Annotated in this window: 11 protein-coding genes and 1 tRNA gene; 5 read left to right on the forward strand and 7 right to left on the reverse strand. The window is 61.1% G+C overall.

What is annotated here, in order from left to right; translation table 11 throughout:
* Positions 1-22: 22 nt before the first annotated feature.
* A complete protein-coding gene (locus HJB82_RS10185; RefSeq protein ID WP_207583823.1) occupies positions 23-1,681 on the forward strand; it encodes an acyl-CoA dehydrogenase family protein in 1,659 nt (552 codons plus the stop codon).
* Positions 1,682-2,004: 323 nt separating this feature from the next.
* On the opposite strand, the gene HJB82_RS10190 is transcribed toward HJB82_RS10185, so the two are convergent.
* A complete protein-coding gene (locus HJB82_RS10190) occupies positions 2,005-2,214 on the reverse strand; it encodes a type II toxin-antitoxin system VapB family antitoxin (RefSeq protein WP_207583824.1) in 210 nt (69 codons plus the stop codon).
* A gap of 138 nt (positions 2,215-2,352) precedes the next feature.
* Positions 2,353-5,232 (reverse strand): ribonuclease E/G, encoded by a 2,880-nt coding sequence (locus HJB82_RS10195; protein WP_207583825.1) that lies wholly within the window; start codon positions 5,230-5,232, stop codon positions 2,353-2,355.
* 623 nt (positions 5,233-5,855) lie between these two features.
* Between HJB82_RS10195 and HJB82_RS10200 the strand changes: the two genes are divergently transcribed.
* The 3 genes from HJB82_RS10200 to prfB all read left to right on the forward strand — a co-directional run bounded on the left by HJB82_RS10200 (position 5,856) and on the right by prfB (position 11,195).
* Entirely contained in the window at positions 5,856-7,142 is a 1,287-nt protein-coding gene (locus HJB82_RS10200; protein WP_221139899.1) for an N-acetylmuramoyl-L-alanine amidase, read from the forward strand.
* A 361-nt stretch (positions 7,143-7,503) separates the two neighbouring features.
* Positions 7,504-9,963, forward strand: a complete 2,460-nt coding sequence (locus tag HJB82_RS10205) for a penicillin-binding protein 1A (RefSeq protein WP_221131559.1) — start codon at positions 7,504-7,506, stop codon at positions 9,961-9,963.
* 100 nt (positions 9,964-10,063) lie between these two features.
* Positions 10,064-11,195, forward strand: a protein-coding gene (gene prfB / locus HJB82_RS10210; protein WP_221131560.1) for a peptide chain release factor 2 whose coding sequence is annotated in 2 segments (ribosomal slippage) — positions 10,064-10,132 and positions 10,134-11,195 — 1,131 coding nt in all. Because the reading frame shifts where the segments join, the coding sequence is not laid out codon by codon here.
* Positions 11,196-11,263: 68 nt separating this feature from the next.
* Here the strand turns inward: prfB and HJB82_RS10215 are convergent.
* From HJB82_RS10215 to HJB82_RS10225, 3 genes are read right to left on the reverse strand one after another with little or no spacing between them, the layout of a single operon-like run.
* On the reverse strand, positions 11,264-12,283 hold the full coding sequence (locus HJB82_RS10215; RefSeq protein WP_221116271.1) for a dienelactone hydrolase: 1,020 nt from the start codon (positions 12,281-12,283) through the stop codon (positions 11,264-11,266).
* 34 nt (positions 12,284-12,317) lie between these two features.
* On the reverse strand, positions 12,318-12,827 hold the full coding sequence (locus tag HJB82_RS10220) for a hypothetical protein (RefSeq protein WP_207583830.1): 510 nt from the start codon (positions 12,825-12,827) through the stop codon (positions 12,318-12,320).
* A 4-nt stretch (positions 12,828-12,831) separates the two neighbouring features.
* Complete coding sequence (locus HJB82_RS10225) at positions 12,832-13,605, reverse strand: NAD kinase (protein ID WP_207583831.1); 774 nt, start codon at positions 13,603-13,605, stop codon at positions 12,832-12,834.
* Positions 13,606-13,762: 157 nt separating this feature from the next.
* On the opposite strand from HJB82_RS10225, the gene HJB82_RS10230 reads away from it, so the two are divergent.
* A tRNA-Thr gene (locus HJB82_RS10230) sits at positions 13,763-13,838 on the forward strand.
* 370 nt (positions 13,839-14,208) lie between these two features.
* Here the strand turns inward: HJB82_RS10230 and HJB82_RS10235 are convergent.
* Both HJB82_RS10235 and ligD read right to left on the reverse strand, forming a co-directional pair.
* Positions 14,209-14,499, reverse strand: a complete 291-nt coding sequence (locus HJB82_RS10235; RefSeq protein ID WP_221139900.1) for a hypothetical protein — start codon at positions 14,497-14,499, stop codon at positions 14,209-14,211.
* A 780-nt stretch (positions 14,500-15,279) separates the two neighbouring features.
* Positions 15,280-16,332 carry a non-homologous end-joining DNA ligase gene (ligD, locus tag HJB82_RS10240; RefSeq protein ID WP_221139901.1) on the reverse strand — a complete coding sequence of 351 codons (1,053 nt, stop codon included), beginning with the start codon at positions 16,330-16,332 and terminating at the stop codon, positions 15,280-15,282.
* Between the last annotated feature and the right edge of the window lie 96 nt (positions 16,333-16,428).

The raw sequence follows: 16,428 nt of genomic DNA on the forward strand, positions 1-16,428 counted from the left end.
GCTCTTACACTAGAAGCGAATTATGACCTCCGCCAACCGGACTGAAGAAAAACTCGCAGAACTCAATCAGCCGAGCCTGTGGTCCGGCATCAACGCCTATCGATCCGATCCGCTGATCGTCGATCTGACGGCAGCCCTGCCGCGCGGCATCCGCGAAGACCTGGAAAACATGGGCCGCTACGTCACCTCGCCGGAGGCGCAGGAGCTGGCGCGCATGGCGAACCAGGGTCCGCCGCAGCTGCGTACCCACGGTCCGCGCGGCGAGCGCCTCGACGTCGTCGAGTTCCATCCTGCTTGGCACGCGTTGATGCGCCGCTCCATGTCGGTCGGCCTGCATTCCTCGGTCTGGGATCCGCAGGCCGATAGCGAAGCCAAGGATGAGGCCCACAAGGTTCGCGCCGCCCGCTTCTATCTGTCGTCGCAGCTGGAATCCGGCCATCTCTGCCCGCTGACGATGACCAGCGCCTCGGTCGCCGCGCTCTCGGCCTCGCCGGCAATACAGAAGGATTGGGCCCCCAAAATCCTCTCGCGCAAATATGATTCGTCGAACAAGCCCGCCATGCAGAAGTCTGCCGTGACCATCGGCATGGGCATGACGGAAAAGCAGGGCGGCACGGATGTGCGCGCCAACCGCAGCGCTGCCGAAAAGGTCAGCGAGGGCATCTACCGGCTGTCCGGCCATAAATGGTTCATGTCGGCTCCGATGAGCGATGCCTTCATCATGCTGGCGCAGACGAAGGAGGGCATGGGCTGCTTCCTCGTGCCGCGCCTGCTGGAGGACGGTTCCGCCAACGGCCTGCAGTTCCAGCGGCTGAAGGACAAGGTCGGCAACCGCTCAAACGCCTCTGCCGAAGTGGAGTTCACCGACACGTTCGGTTTCCTGCTCGGCGGCCCGGATGCCGGCATCCGCACCATTCTCGACATGGTGACACTGACGCGGCTCGACTGCGCGCTGGCCTCATCCGGCATGATGCGCGCCTCACTGGCCGAAGCCGTACACCACACCCGCGGCCGCAGCGTCTTCGGCAAGATGCTCGTCAACCAGCCGATCATGACGCGCGTACTGGCCGACATGGCGCTCGATGTCGCCGCCGCGACGGCACTGTCCTTCCGTCTTGCCGATGCCTTCGACAAGGCGCGCGGCAATGCCGAGCAAGCGGCCTATGCCCGCGTCATGACGCCGGTCGCCAAATACTGGTGCTGCAAGATCGCGCCGGCGCTGATCTACGAGGCGATGGAATGCATCGGTGGCAACGGCTATATCGAAGAACGCCCGATCGCCCGCCACTACCGCGAGGCTCCGGTCAACGCCATCTGGGAAGGCTCCGGCAACGTCATGGCGCTCGACGTGCTGCGCGTGCTCAACCGTGGCAAGGATCTGTTCGAAACGGTGTTCGCCGGCCTTGCCCGCGATCTCGGCCCGGCCGGCAAGAAGACGATCGACGTGCTACGCGCCGCTGTCGCGCTCTGTGAACAGGATGAGGGCGCCGCGCGCTTGCTCGTCGAGCAGCTGGCGCTCGCCGCCGGTGCCGCCGAACTCTATCGGCTCGGGGCAGGGCGCATTGCCGATGCCTTCATCGAGACGCGCCTTGCCGGCGGCTGGCGCTCCACCTACGGCATGCTCGATTCTCGCTTCGACGCCAGCTACATCGTCGATCTGCTCTATCCGCCGGCGGCCTGACCGTAGCGGACGATGATCGCTCTTCGCCGGCATCGAGCAGCGATATCGAAGCGATTCGCGCCGACGGCTGCCCCTCACCATAACCCTCTCCCCGTAAACGGGGCGAGGGCACGTGCCTTGCAAGAGCGAGGTGGGAACGGAGAGGGCGCGGCATGTCCCTTCGCCCCGTTTACGAGGGGCCGCAGGACGGGTCGAGACCCGTGGCTCGACCCCGGTCGGTGCCGGCAGGCGGATGAGGGGCCGGCATCGGCGATCTCCCGGACCGGGTTGGCCGCACTTATCCCGCGCAGACGCACGATCCAAGACCGAACTGTGGACGACAATCACCGTCTTCCGTTCGGCTGGTCGCAACGTATCTCTTCCATGTCGCCTTCCCAGCCTATCCCTGCGAGGTCTGTGTTCGCATTTTTCCGGCGGCGCCTCTCGATCAGGCTTCGTAAAGCCTGTTCGACGGCGGCCTCTTTTGTCGCCAATCCCGTGACGATCATTGCTGCGTCGAGCAAGCCATCATCGATATCGATCGTCGTCCGCATGACCACCTCGAGTGTGCCAATGGGTGAAGGTACACGCCCAGCCCTCAGGGTTCGACTTGCTGAAGAAGCATCGCCACAAACAAAAATCCGGCCGCGTCGCCGCGGCCGGATTGATCATTTACGTCCGAAAATCAGCGTTCAAAAGAAGCCACGGCGCTGCCACCAGCCGGCCTTCTTCGGCTTGCCGTCGTCAGCTTCGCCATTCTCGACGCGGGTGGATTTCACAGTCGGTTCGGAGGAGGTGATATTGGATTCGCGGTTGGCGCGAACCGGCTTTGCCTCTTCCTTGACCTCTTCCTGAACGGGTGTTCCGAGATCGGCGGTGGCTTCAACCAACTCCGGTTCGGCCTCGGCCGCAGGTGCCGTCTCTGCCACCGGTTCCTCGACCGGCACTGCGGCCGGTTTGCGGCGGCCGCGGCTGCGGGCGGGCTTTACATCCTCGGCTATCACAGGTGCGCTTTCGACGGCTGCCATCGCGGCCTGGCCTTCGCCGGCATCGGCAACTGCTTCGATAGTTTCGGCGACGACTTCGCTCGGAGCGCTGTCGTTCGAAACGTCGTCGCCTTCGTCCTCGCCATTGTCCTCACCAGCTTCGCTGGCCGTCAGTTCGGAGCCATCCTCGGCCCGATTGCGGCGACCGCCACGCTTGCCGCGACGGCGCCGCTTGCGGCGCTGCGATTCCTCGCTTTCAGCCAGCGTCTCGGACGTGGATTCGGCGGTTTCAACGCCTTCACCGCCCTCGTCGTCACCGTCCTCATCTTCGTCGCCGGCTTCGCCAGCGGCAGACGTCGGATGCTCGGCATTGCCGTTGCGGCCACGCCGACGCCGGCGGCGCTTGCGCTTGCGATTGCCGTCAGCTTCGCCTTCCGAGCGTGCTGCGACGGGTCGCTCGGCAGCGGCCGGCTTTTCCTCGAGCTCTTCGTCTTCGTCCTCATCCACTTCGATGACGATGTCGTCGTCGTCATCTTCAGGAATGGCTGCGAAGTTGAAGAGCGTTTCGATTTTGACCGGGTTTTCCACCGGATCGCCGCGATCGATCGCGAAATGCTGGGCGCCGACCGAACCGTCCGCATCGATGACGATAGCGACGCCGAAACGGTTTTCGTAATCGATGATCGTCTGGCGCTTGTGGTTGAGCAGGTAGAGCGCAATGTCAGGCGTGGTGCGCACGCTGATATTGTGCGTGGTATTCTTCAGCAGATATTCCTCGATACCGCGCAGGACATGCAGGGCGACGGAGGACTGCGAACGCACATGGCCGCTGCCGCCGCAATGCGAGCAGACCTGCGTGGTCGATTCGAGAACCGACGCGCGGATGCGCTGGCGCGACATTTCGAGCAGGCCGAAATGCGAGATCCGTCCGACCTGAATGCGGGCGCGGTCGTTCTTCAGGCATTCCTTCAGCTTCTTCTCGACAGCGCGGTTGTTGCGCTTCTCTTCCATGTCGATGAAGTCGATGACGATCAGGCCGGCAAGGTCGCGCAGGCGAAGCTGGCGAGCGACTTCGTCGGCAGCCTCGAGGTTCGTCTGCAGCGCGGTATCTTCGATCGAGTGTTCGCGGGTCGAGCGGCCGGAGTTGACGTCGATCGAGACCAGCGCTTCGGTCTGGTTCATGATCAGGTAGCCGCCGGACTTCAGGGTCACCTGCGGCTGCAGCATGCGGTCGAGCTGCGCTTCGATACCGGAACGCGAGAAGATCGGATGGATGTCGCGGTAGGGCTGAACCACCTTGGCATGGCTCGGCATCAGCATCTTCATGAAGTCTTTCGCTTCACGATAGCCTTCTTCGCCGGAGACGATGACTTCACTGATATCCTTGTTGTAAAGGTCGCGGATCGAGCGCTTGATCAGCGAACCTTCCTCGTAGACGAGGCAGGGAGCCGTGGACGCCAGCGTCAGTGTGCGGACGTTCTCCCAGAGGCGCATCAGATATTCGAAGTCGCGCTTGACCTCGACCTTGGTGCGGTTGGCGCCGGCGGTGCGAAGGATGACGCCCATACCCTGCGGCACTTCGAGCATGCGCGCGATTTCCTTCAGGCGCTTGCGGTCGGCAGGGTTGGTGATCTTGCGGGAAATGCCGCCGCCGCGCGCCGTGTTCGGCATCAGCACGGAATAGCGGCCGGCGAGCGAGAGATAGGTAGTAAGGGCTGCACCCTTGTTGCCGCGCTCTTCCTTGGCGACCTGCACGAGCAGGATCTGGCGGCGCTTGATGACTTCCTGGATGCGGTACTGCTTGCGCGGCTTGCGCTGCACCCGTTCCGGCACTTCTTCCATCGCGTCTTCGGCGCCGACGGATTCGATGATTTCCTCTTCGCCATGATCGTCATCGTCGTCGTCATCATCGTGGCGACGCTTGCCGCTATCGACGTCCTCGGAGATCGAGTCGGTTTCCACCATGGCCGCCATCGCGCCGCCGGTCGAACCGTCATCCTCGTTATCGACGCTCGAAGCGCCTTCGGCTTCGACGTCCGTGGGAACGGCGTCCTCGGTGGCGGTTGTCTCAGCAGCCGGTTCGGTCACCTTCTTGCGGCTGCGGCGCGGCCTGGCCTTCTTGGCCGGAGCTTCCTCGGCGGCCTCGGGCGATGCCGCGGCCTCCACCGCTGCCGGCTCGTCGGTTACGGCAGCCGTTTCCGGCGCCTCCGGCACGATGCCGACATCCGGCTGGTCCTGGGTCGAAAGATCGACCATCGGCGCGGTTTCGACATGCTCGACATCTTCGTCGCGGCGATGCTCCTCGGCTTCGGCCCGAAGCAGCGCCTGACGGTCGGCGAGCGGTATCTGATAATAGTCGGGATGGATTTCGGCGAAGGCCAGGAAGCCGTGCCGGTTGCCGCCGTAATCGACGAAGGCTGCTTGCAGCGAGGGCTCGACCCTCGTTACCTTTGCAAGATAGATGTTGCCGCGGATCTGCTTCTTGTGCTGAGACTCGAAGTCAAATTCTTCTATGCGGTTCCCGCGAACGACAACGACGCGCGTCTCTTCCTCGTGAGACGCATCGATAAGCATTTTGTCTGCCATGTAAGCTGTGCTCCTCGGCGTGGCCGCGAGAGCGCATTCCCGACTGCTGTTGAAACAGAAAGAATGCGGTCCGCAGTGGCCGCGCCGGATAATGAAAGTCGCGCCTGATGCGAGGGGGAGGGCAGCAGCCAGACCGCAGCCGGAACCATTTCGGTCCGGGGCCTGTACACTTCAGATAAAACCTGCTGCGAAACCATCAACAACCAAGCGTGATCGACAAATACGAAGACCCATTCGGGTCCGATGAGTTTGCTCCCTGAGAGCGTGGTGGCTGATCCACCAATGAATTCCGACAATGAGCCGGAAAATCAGGATCCAGTTCTAAGGATGAAGCGCATGAGACGGCGGACGATGACCGGTGTGGCGCCAGGTCCTGATCTGGCTGGCAGCCTCTGCGGCGACTCTATCCCGTCAACACTTTACCCTAAAATTCGTTGTAGGTTTTCCGTGTCACAATAGCAAGGGAAAAGCCAAATGTGCCATAATATTGATGGATTTCGTAACGCATAGAAGTTGGGGATAAAGTGATCGCGATTCGGTGGGCCGCAACGGGTGTTTCGTCTAGCGACGTTCGACGCGGCCGCGTCGGCTCCATCGCAGTACAGATAGGGTGTGGCGGTTCATTGTTTAAGAGGGCTCGGATCGCGGCGAAATCCCCAGTGCGGCGATCGATATTCGCAAGGTTGGTTCTGACGGCGCTTCTGGCGGTTGGTTTCCTGCCGGCCGTTGTTGGTTCCGTCGAGGCCAGGGATCCGCTGCTTGCCTATGGCGCGCGTATCGTCGGCGACGACGCAAGAACCCGCATCGTCATCGATTTCGATCGCGAACCGCGCTTCTCCGTCCACTATATCGCCAATCCGGAGCGCATCGTCATCGACCTGCCGGCGACCGCCTTCGGTTTTCCGGCCAAGGATCTCGCTGCCCGCGGCCTGTTCAAGGATATCCGTTACGGCAAGATGGACGAGGAGAGCGCCCGCATCGTTCTGACGACGGCAGGGCCGGTGAAGCTGGCGCTCGCCAAGGTGCAGGCCGACGAGGCCGGCAAGGGTCATCGTCTCGTGCTCGATGCCGAGATGATCGATAAGCAGGCCTTCGCCGAACTGGTGAAGACGCAATCGTGGAGCGATCGGGCCTGGAGCGATCAGGCCTCGAACGATGGGAGCGAAGCGGCGCAGACGACCAGCGCCATTCCGGCGCCTGAGAAAGCCGCGCCCGGCGATTTCGTCATCGCCGTCGACGCCGGCCATGGCGGCATCGACACCGGCGCGATCGGCGTCGACACCAAGACCGAGGAAAAGCAGGTGACGCTTGCCTTCGCCAAGGCCTTGACCGACCTCCTGAACAAGGAGCCGGGCATCAAGGCTTTCCTGACGCGCGAGGACGACGAGTTCCTGTCGCTGTCGCAGCGTGTACTGATCGCCCGCCAGAACCATGCCGGGCTGTTCATTTCGCTGCATGCCGACACGCTGAAGCAGAAGGATATCCGTGGCGCCACCGTCTACACGATCTCCGACAAGGCATCCGACAAACTCGCCGCCGACCTTGCCGAACGTGAAAACCTCTCCGACCAGATCGCCGGCAAGGAAACGGTCGCCGAGCCGCCCGAGGTCGCCGATATCCTGCTCGATCTGACACGGCGCGAAACCCAGGCCTTCTCGATCTCGCTGGCCGAAAGCGTGCTGAATTCTTTCAAGGATCAGGTCGGCACCATCAACAATCCCCACCGTCATGCCGGTTTCCGCGTGCTACAGGCCCCTGACGTGCCGTCGATCCTTCTCGAACTCGGCTTTCTCTCGAATGCCGAGGACGAGAAACTGCTGCTCGACGACACCTGGCGCGGCAAGATCGTCGGGCTTTTGACCGAGGCGGTGAAGCGATACCGCGCCGGCGTGATGGCGAATGGCGGCTAACGCTTTTTGCCCGAAATTCAGTTGCGGTTGCGGGACGGCCGTATCCATGAAAACAAAGACTTAAACTGCGTTGCATGAATCGAATTCTGAGCAGGATGGCTCAGCTTGGCGGCGGGAACGGGCGTTGCTTGGATGTGACAGTCCTAGTGAAACGCGCCCGCAGCGGCGAATGCGGCGGCGAGAGCCCTATTTTCCTCACAATCGCGCCGTTACTCCGGCTTATGTTTCGCAGCCTGAGGCGCGGAATCGGCTTGTGGCGGTAGCGCTCATGGAGTAAGCCGCGCAACGTGCAAATTGCCTTGATCCATACAATCGTTGTGTCTGCGCCGATTGACGATCGAAGAGACCGGTAGCTGAAAATATGGTTAGACTTTTTGGATATTTCTTCGGAATGGCCTGCGTCCTGTTTCTGGTCGCGGCGGCGGGTGTTGCTATCTATCTCGCCAACGTCGCGAAGGATCTCCCGGACTATGCCGTCCTGAACAGCTATGCGCCGCCGGTGACTACCCGCGTCCACGCCGGCAACGGCGCTCTGATGGCTGAATACGCCAAGGAAAAGCGTCTCTTCCTGCCGATCCAGGCCGTCCCCGACCGCGTGAAGGCCGCTTTCCTGTCGGCCGAAGACAAGAATTTCTACAATCATCCGGGCGTCGATCTCACCGGTCTCGGCCGCGCAATCCTCGTCAACCTGCAGAATTTCGGTTCCGGCCGCCGGCCGGTCGGTGCTTCCACCATCACCCAGCAGGTGGCCAAGAACTTTCTTTTGAGCTCTGACCAGACGATCGACCGCAAGATCAAGGAAGCAATCCTGTCCTTCCGTATCGAGCAGGCCTACAGCAAGGACAAGATCCTCGAGCTCTACCTGAACGAGATCTTCTTCGGTCTGAATTCCTACGGCATCGCCGGCGCCGCGCTCACCTATTTCAACAAATCCGTCACTGAACTGACCGTCGCCGAAGCCGCCTATCTGGCATCGTTGCCGAAGGGTCCGGCCAATTATCATCCTTTCCGCCATCCCGAGGCAGCGCTCGAACGCCGCAACTGGGTGATCGACCGCATGGTCGAGAACGGCTATGTCAGCCAGAGCGATGGCGAGGAAGCCAAGAAGCAGCCGCTCGGCGTCACCGCCCGCACGACCGGCCCCTCGCTCTTTGCTTCGGACTATTTTGCCGAAGCCGTGCGCCGCCAGCTGATCGACCAATATGGCGAGAAGGTTCTCTATGAGGGCGGCCTTTCGGTGCGCACCTCGCTCGATCCGCAGCTGCAGCTTGCGGCCCGCAAGGCGCTGCAGGATGGTCTGGTGACCTATGACGAGCGTCGTGGTTTCCACGGCCCGATCAAGCAGATCGATGCAAGCGGTGATTGGGGCAAGGCGCTTGCCGATATTCCCTCCCTCTCCGACGTGCCGGAATGGCGGCTCGCCGTCGTGCTCGCCGTCTCGGACAGCAACGTCGATATCGGCCTGCAGCCGGCCAAGGATGGAAGCGGCAAGGTTTCAGCCGACCGTCAACGCGGCACCATTGAAGCCAAGAACATGCAGTGGGCCTTCCGTTCGGCCGACGGCGCCCGCAAGACCGCGAAATCGCCGGTCGGCGCCGTAGCCCCCGGTGACGTCGTCTATGTTGCAAAACTCGGCGACGACGCGTCGAGCTCCTATCGCCTGCAACAGCCGCCGAAGGTGCAGGGTGGCCTGGTCGCCATGGATCCGAAGACCGGCCGCGTGCTCGCCATGGTCGGCGGCTTCTCCTACGGCCAGTCCGAATTCAACCGCGCCACTCAGGCGATGCGCCAGCCGGGTTCCTCGTTCAAGCCCTTCGTCTACGCGGCGGCGATGGACAACGGCTATACGCCGGCTTCCGTCATCATGGATGCGCCGATCGAAATCGTCTCCGGCGGCCAGGTCTGGAAGCCGGAAAACTACGGCGGCGAAGTCAGTGGCCCGTCGACGCTGCGCTCGGGCATCGAGCATTCGCGCAACCTGATGACGGTGCGCCTCGCCAACGATCTCGGCATGAACATCGTCGCCGAATATGCCGAGCGCTTCGGCATCTACGATCACATGCTGCCGGTTCTCTCCATGTCGCTCGGCGCCGGCGACACGACGGTGCTACGCATGGTCTCTGCCTATTCGGTCATCGCCAATGGTGGCAAGCAGATCAAGCCGACCTTGATCGACCGCATCCAGGACCGCTACGGCAAGACGATCTTCAAGCATGAGGAGCGTTTGTGCGAGGGCTGCAATGCCGGCGCCTGGCAGAACCAGGAAGAGCCGAATGTCGTCGACAATCGCGAAACAGTTCTCGACCCGATGACCGCCTACCAGATCACCTCGATGATGCAGGGCGTCATCCAGCGCGGCACGGCCGCCGGCAAGGTCGATCTCGGCGGTCGCGACGTCGCAGGCAAGACCGGCACCACCAATGACGAGAAGGATGCCTGGTTCGTTGGCTTCACGCCGGATCTGGTCGCCGGTCTCTATATGGGCTTCGATACACCGGCCCCGCTCGGCCGCGGCGGCACCGGCGGCGTTCTCTCCGCCCCGATCTTCAACGAATTCATGCAGGCTGCCGTCAAGGATGCGCCGGAATCGAAATTCGTCATCCCGCCGGGCATGAATCTGATTTCGATCGACCGCAAGACCGGCATGGCCGCCGTCGACGGCGATCCGAACACCATCATCGAGGCCTTCAAGCCCGGCACCGGCCCGGCCGACAGCTTCTCCGTCATCGGCATGGACAGCACCATGGCGCCGGAAGAGATCCTGAAGACCTCGCCGCAGGCAAACCAGGCCGTCCAGACCGGCACGCCCGGCCTGTTCTGACCTCCGTCCCGATTTTTGAACGCCCGCGCGGCCTTTACATCCGCGGCGGGCGTCTCTATGTCCACCAGCACCGGAAGAACCCAGACAGAGAAGCAGGAAAATGCGAGCCGAAATCGAAAACGTGGTCGATGAAACCAAGCAGGCTATCACCCTGCTGAGGAGGCATCTTTGACTGGGACCAGGCGACAAGACGGCTGGACTGGTTGAACAACAAGGCAGAGGATCCCAACCTCTGGAACGACGCTTCCGAAGCGCAGAAGCTGATGCGCGAGCGCCAGCAGCTGGATGACGGCATCAATGGCGTCAAGCAGCTGGAACAGCAGCTGAACGACAATATCGAGCTGATCGAGCTTGGCGAGGAAGAGGGCGACCAAAGTGTCGTCAAGGAAGCCGAAGACACGCTGAAAGCCCTGAAGGCCGAGGCTGCCCGCCGCCAGGTGGAGGCCATGCTCTCCGGCGAAGCCGATAGCAACGACACCTATCTCGAAGTCCATTCCGGCGCCGGCGGCACCGAAAGCCAGGACTGGGCGAACATGCTGCTGCGCATGTACACCCGTTGGGCCGAACGCCAGCGTTTCAAGGTCGAGCTTCTCGAAGTCCACGACGGCGAAGAGGCGGGCATCAAATCCGCGACCCTGCTGGTCAAGGGACACAATGCCTATGGCTGGCTGAAGACGGAATCGGGCGTGCACCGGCTGGTGCGCATCTCGCCCTACGACAGCAATGCGCGTCGCCACACTTCCTTTTCGTCGATCTGGGTCTATCCGGTTGTCGACGACTCGATCCAGATCGAGATCAACGAAGGCGACTGCCGCATCGATACCTATCGTTCGTCGGGCGCCGGCGGCCAGCACGTCAACACCACCGACTCGGCCGTGCGCATCACGCATATCCCGACCGGCATCGTCGTGCAGTGCCAGCAGGAGCGTTCGCAGCACAAGAACCGCGCCAAGGCCTGGGACATGCTGCGCGCCCGCATGTACGAAGCGGAACTGAAGAAGCGCGAGGACGCCGCCAGCGCCGAAGCCGCCTCCAAGACGGATATCGGCTGGGGCCACCAGATCCGCTCCTACGTGCTGCAGCCTTACCAGCTGGTCAAGGATATGCGCACCGGCGTTGCCAGCAGCGCGCCGGACGACGTGCTCGACGGCGATCTGAACGAGTTCATGGAAGCGGCCCTTGCCCACCGCATCAGCGGCGCGGCCGACGCGGTCGTCGACGATGTGGATTGATAGAGCCGCGCTCCGCTTTGAGCCGGCATATGCACGTGGAAAGCCCCGCTCCGGGGCTTTTTTCGTACTCAGCCCCTGGCGTCGATGGCGGTATCTCGAAACAGTGCTGCCGATAGATCGGCAATCTCGTCATGAATGGCCGCGCGCTCGATGCCCGGCGGATCGGTAAAGAGCTCTGCCGCAAAGGCAAGGCCGAGTGCGGTGCCCTCCGGCACGAAGACGTAATGCCCAAGGCCGCCAACGAAGATCTTAAGAGCGCTGCGTGAGAGCCGCGCATGCAGCCATGCCGAACATTCCTCGGCCGGCGCAGCCCTGTCGGCGTCGCCGACCAGGATAAGGGCGGGCGCATCGACAGCTTTCAGGGTTTCCGCGCTGAAACCGAGAACGGACCGGCCCGGCGCGCACAGCAGTGCGGCCTTGATTCTCTCATCCCGGTAGGACTTTGTCATGCGGGACCAGGATTGGCGAAACACCTCGCTGGTGGAAAGCAATGTCGGGATATGATCGGCAAGGTCGGGAAATTCCCTCGGTCCGCGCGCGCCACCCGGCTTCATCCTGGACGGTTCGAACTGCGAGAACTGGGTGACGGCGCCAAGAAGCAGCATCACGCTATATGCTCCGGCCGAAAATCCGGCCGCGAAGACGTGGGTCGTATCGATATGACCGGAGAGATCGCTGAGCCAGTCATCGCGGTGATCGAGCATGTAGCTGAGATCCGGCGCCCGCTCCCAAAGACAGGCAAAGCCTTCAGTGCGATAGGGCTCGTTGCCGGTATTGCCGTGATGGTTGACGCCAAGCGCTGCAAATCCGCGATCGACCAGCCGTCGCGCCAGCCATTCCAGTCCGGCCGCGGATCCGCCGGTGCCATGCGACAACAGGACGAGGGGATAAGGTTGGGCACCCGGCCGGACGGGTGCGTCGCGGGCGACTTTCGCCTTTTGGAACCAGCCTCTTTCCGTTGTGTCGCTTTCCCGCGTTTCATCGGCAGCGGGATACCACAGCGACCAGCTGATGGGTCTGGGGCCGTCTGCGTCCCAGTTCGACCTGTTCTCGTCGTAAAGGACGCCGTCGCGGAAGCCCAATTTCATCTCTCGGATGCCCCTCTGAACAGTTCCCGGCTGTTCAATTCGTCGCCTTCTCCACGGTGATGTCGCCGAATTCATCGATCAGTACGGTCCAGCCATCCGGCTCCGCAGAGGGATCGGTCTTCAGATAGATCGTGGCGAACAGCCCCGGCTCCTTGATGATGCCGTTTGAATTCTCGGGGCGTATATCGGTAATATAAGGCTTCAGGTCGCTGATCTCCTGCAACTCGACGGTAGAAGTGATCGCCGGGCCGGTCTCGGTCTGGGCAATCTGCTGCAGATAGACCTTCGAGGTCCTGTCTGCCTGGCGAACGGCAAATAGCTTGTAGTAGCCGTGGCGCTGCGTGGTCTTTCCCTCGGGGTTGGCAACGCGCTCGGCGCCTGTCGGCGCCCGCTCGACATCCGGTGCGTTGCCGTCATCCTGCCAGTAGCCGGTGCTGGTCGCGAAAATCACCGATGCCGGCAGGATGGCATCCTGCCCCGGCAAGGCTGCGGCCGACCACCCGATGAGGAACACGGTGGTCATCAATAGGCGTCGCATTGCCATCGTCTCAATCCTTGAACTGCTCGGCGAGAATACGGTCGGACCAGGAGCGGTCGGGATCGGAAAGGATGCGTGCCGTCATATGTTCCGACTGGGCGATGCGGACATGCAGCACCGATTTGACCTCGGTATTGTCGGCCACGGCGTTCACCGGCCGCTTGACCGGCTCGAGGACGTCGATATCGACGGTCACCCTGTTGGGAAGCAGTGCGCCCCTCCAACGCCGTGGCCTGAAAGCGCTGACCGGCGTCATGGCGAGCAGTGGGGCCTCGAGCGGCAGGATCGGGCCATGGGCGGAAAGATTATAGGCTGTCGACCCGGCGGGGGTCGCCACCATCAGCCCGTCGCAGATCAGCTCCTCCAGGCGGACGCGCCCATCCACCGCGACCCGTAGATTGGCGGCCTGATAGGACTGGCGGAATAGATAGACCTCGTTGATGGCGAGTGCCGTCGAATTGGTGCCGTCGGCGTTGGCCGTCGTCATCTGCAATGGCCGGAAGACGTTTTCGACGGCGACGCAGATGCGCTCCTGAAGTTGTTCGCTGCGATAGTCGTTCATCAGGAAGCCGACCGAGCCGCGATTCATGCCGTAGACCAGCTTGCCGGAGTTCATCGTGCTGTGCAGCGTCTGCAGCATGAAACCGTCGCCGCCGAGCGCGACGATAACGTCGGCATCGTCGGCCGGCACGTCACCATAAATGCGAATCAACTCCTCGCGCGCTTCAAGCGCCTCTGTCGTCGGTGAGGCGAGAAAGGAAAGAGTCTGAAATGAACGGCCCATGCAATGCCCTTTATGATGCTGTCCTAGCTAAAGGATAAAGGGCTGGCGCGACAAGGACGTTTTCTATCGCGAAGCGTTTTGAGCGGCAGTCGAGCTGTCCGCACTGACACGATTTTTCCTTTACAGAATCATAGAATCTGCTAGTTGGGCACCTATTGCCCTTGTAGCTCAGTTGGTAGAGCACCTGATTTGTAATCAGGGGGTCCCGGGTTCGAACCCTGGCGGGGGCACCAAAACTTCTTTATTTTACAGTAAGGTATCCTTCACTTCGTCGAGTTGGTTTTACCTGCGTTTCATATAATATCGAGCCTTTTTCTCCAGTCACCGGCCTTACATGTCACACGATTGGCGCACGATGCCGGGACTACTATTCCAAAAATCAACCTTCTCTTTACTGCGCCACTGAGCAGTTATCAGCTCGCCATCTCGCTCGATTTTTCAGAACCAATGCTGAAGACTTCATAGAGCACTCGGCGACCGTCGCAGCCAACGCCCGAGCGATCTTCGAGTCTCTCAGACCAAGTGCTGACAGAATTTCGATGCACTGTCGAACAGGCTACTCGCTATGGCGATCCTGCCGGTGGATATGGCGGGCTCATTCCCTCACACTATTTCTTCGGTCCGCTGCGGAGCTATTTCCTTGGTCAGGAACAGGGGGAAATTTGTGTCTTGTCGTGTGAATGTGGTGGAGGGAGGTGGGTGTTGGCCAAAGCGGACCATGGCATCAATGAACGCAAGACGAGCGTTTTCCAGTTCCGGTCGGAGGTAGTGACTTTCGACGATCTCTGTGAACGCGCTCGTTTGATCGTCGATGTTGGCGATCAATCGTCGCACGGAAACGTAGGCTAATTCCGATTTAGACCCATCTCGCGGCTCAAGAGCTTTGCCTTCCACCGCGTCTCCAGGGCTAACAGGTCGTTCAACGTTGCATCGGTTCCAACTGTTTCAAGGATCGAAACGCGATAATCACTTGGATCACGGCTCTTCAAGCCGACGTTCCCCCCATGCCCTGTCGCAAAATACTCTCGCCATCTTCCCATGAAACCCTCAGAGCCGGATGCCATACCAACATACTGTTCTCGGGTGCGAGGGCATGAAAGCAGGTAGATGCCCCTCGTCGACGATAGCGCGGGCGACCAGCTCGCCGGGATTGTCTCTATCTCCCACAGATTGAGTATCAACGCGGAAAAGCCAGGGAATGGGTCCTCCCCGAAGGTGCGTCGAAGCTCAACGATAGGTTTTGGCACGCGGTCGCCTCGCTGTATCCAAGCTCGGTACCCTTTGCCCCAGTCGATCCAAAGGCGACCGGCATATTCGGACAGCTCCGGCTTCGGATCGAGGCGATAGAGATTGCTTCTGCCCGCTGGCTCGATTTCTCCGGTTATTGGATGCTGGCGATCCTCGTGAAGGGGACCGATCAGTTCGGCAGAGTAAAGACCGACGAAAAGCGTTTCCCTTCCTGGGACCCCAACAAATGATGCCCAAATCGGTGTCTTCAGGTCTGCAGCGTCTCCGAAGTTGAATAGCTTGATAAGCTTCGAAGCGAGAACGATTATCTCGCCAAAGGACGTATGGCGACGGCTTGCCAGGATAGCGGTTGTCCTGATGGCGGAGCAAGCGGACTTTTGAGCGGTCGATCCCGACGAGATCGAGGAGCGTTGCGAAGGTTAGCATTTACTCGTCCACCCGATAGACCGCCGCGTTATCTTGGACTTCTCGCAAGCCTTTAAACGCGGGGTGGCGGAGTTTTCCATCCGAAGTCCACGCTCTGTACTCGATCTCGGCTATCAAGGTAGGTAGCACCCACACCACCTTCCGGGCTCCGTTGTACTCGACGGGCGGCCGCTTACGCGTCCATGCCAGCTTGTCCATCATTGCTCGCAGATCGGATGTCTTCGTCTGCTTGAAACCAGTGCCGACGCTGCCAACGTACTTGAGGGCGTCACCGTAATATGCGGCCAGGAGCAAGGAAGCGAAGCCACCTGAGGTACCTGTCGAAGGCTCGTATCCGACAACGAGGAATGCCTCGCTTTGCACGCACTTGCATTTGATCCAGTCGCCGGTCCTACCCGACCGGTAGACGCTATCGACCTGCTTGCCAACGATACCTTCCAATCCTAGCTCGCATGCATGATCGAGAATCGTGACTGGATCAGCGTCGATTATCTCCGAAAGCCGGATTGCGCCCTCCTTGCCTTCGAGCAGGTCTTCGAGAAGGTGACGGCGAGACGAATACTCGACGCCCCGAAGGTCGTGGCCATCGAAATAGATCAAGTCGAAGGCCATCATGACGGCAGGTGACACAAGTTTGCCTGGGGCCTTGCCACTTGCGCCAAGAGACGCCTGCAAAAGACCGAAGTCGCTGCGTCCCGCTTCGTCAAACATCACGGCTTCGCCGTCGAGGATGATGGTGGCTGGTCCCAGGTCTGTTGCAGCCTTTACGATGGCCGGGAATCTATGCGACCAGTCGTGGCCGCCCCTTGTGAGGACCCGCACCCGGCCAGGCTCAATATGAACATGAACTCGATAGCCGTCCCACTTGATCTCCCAACAAAACCCCCGTGCCGGTGGGCGCTGTTTGAGAACCGCTAGCGCCGGTTCTGTGCGATCAGGCATTGGATCGAAGGGCAGAGCAGGTTGGGAAGGATTGCGCTTCTTGCGGGGCCGCGACCTTATCGGGGCTTCGGCATCTCGGAGCAGGGGTTTCGATTTTGGCGGCTTGGTCATTCTGCTATATCTGCAGTATTTGATTAAACTAATCCTATCCTGGCGGGCCGAAGCCTCGTCGCTCGATTGTCCATTAACCTCCATCAGATTTCTACT

The organism is Rhizobium sp. NZLR10 (assembly GCF_019685125.1).
Classification (GTDB): Bacteria; Pseudomonadota; Alphaproteobacteria; order Rhizobiales; family Rhizobiaceae; genus Rhizobium.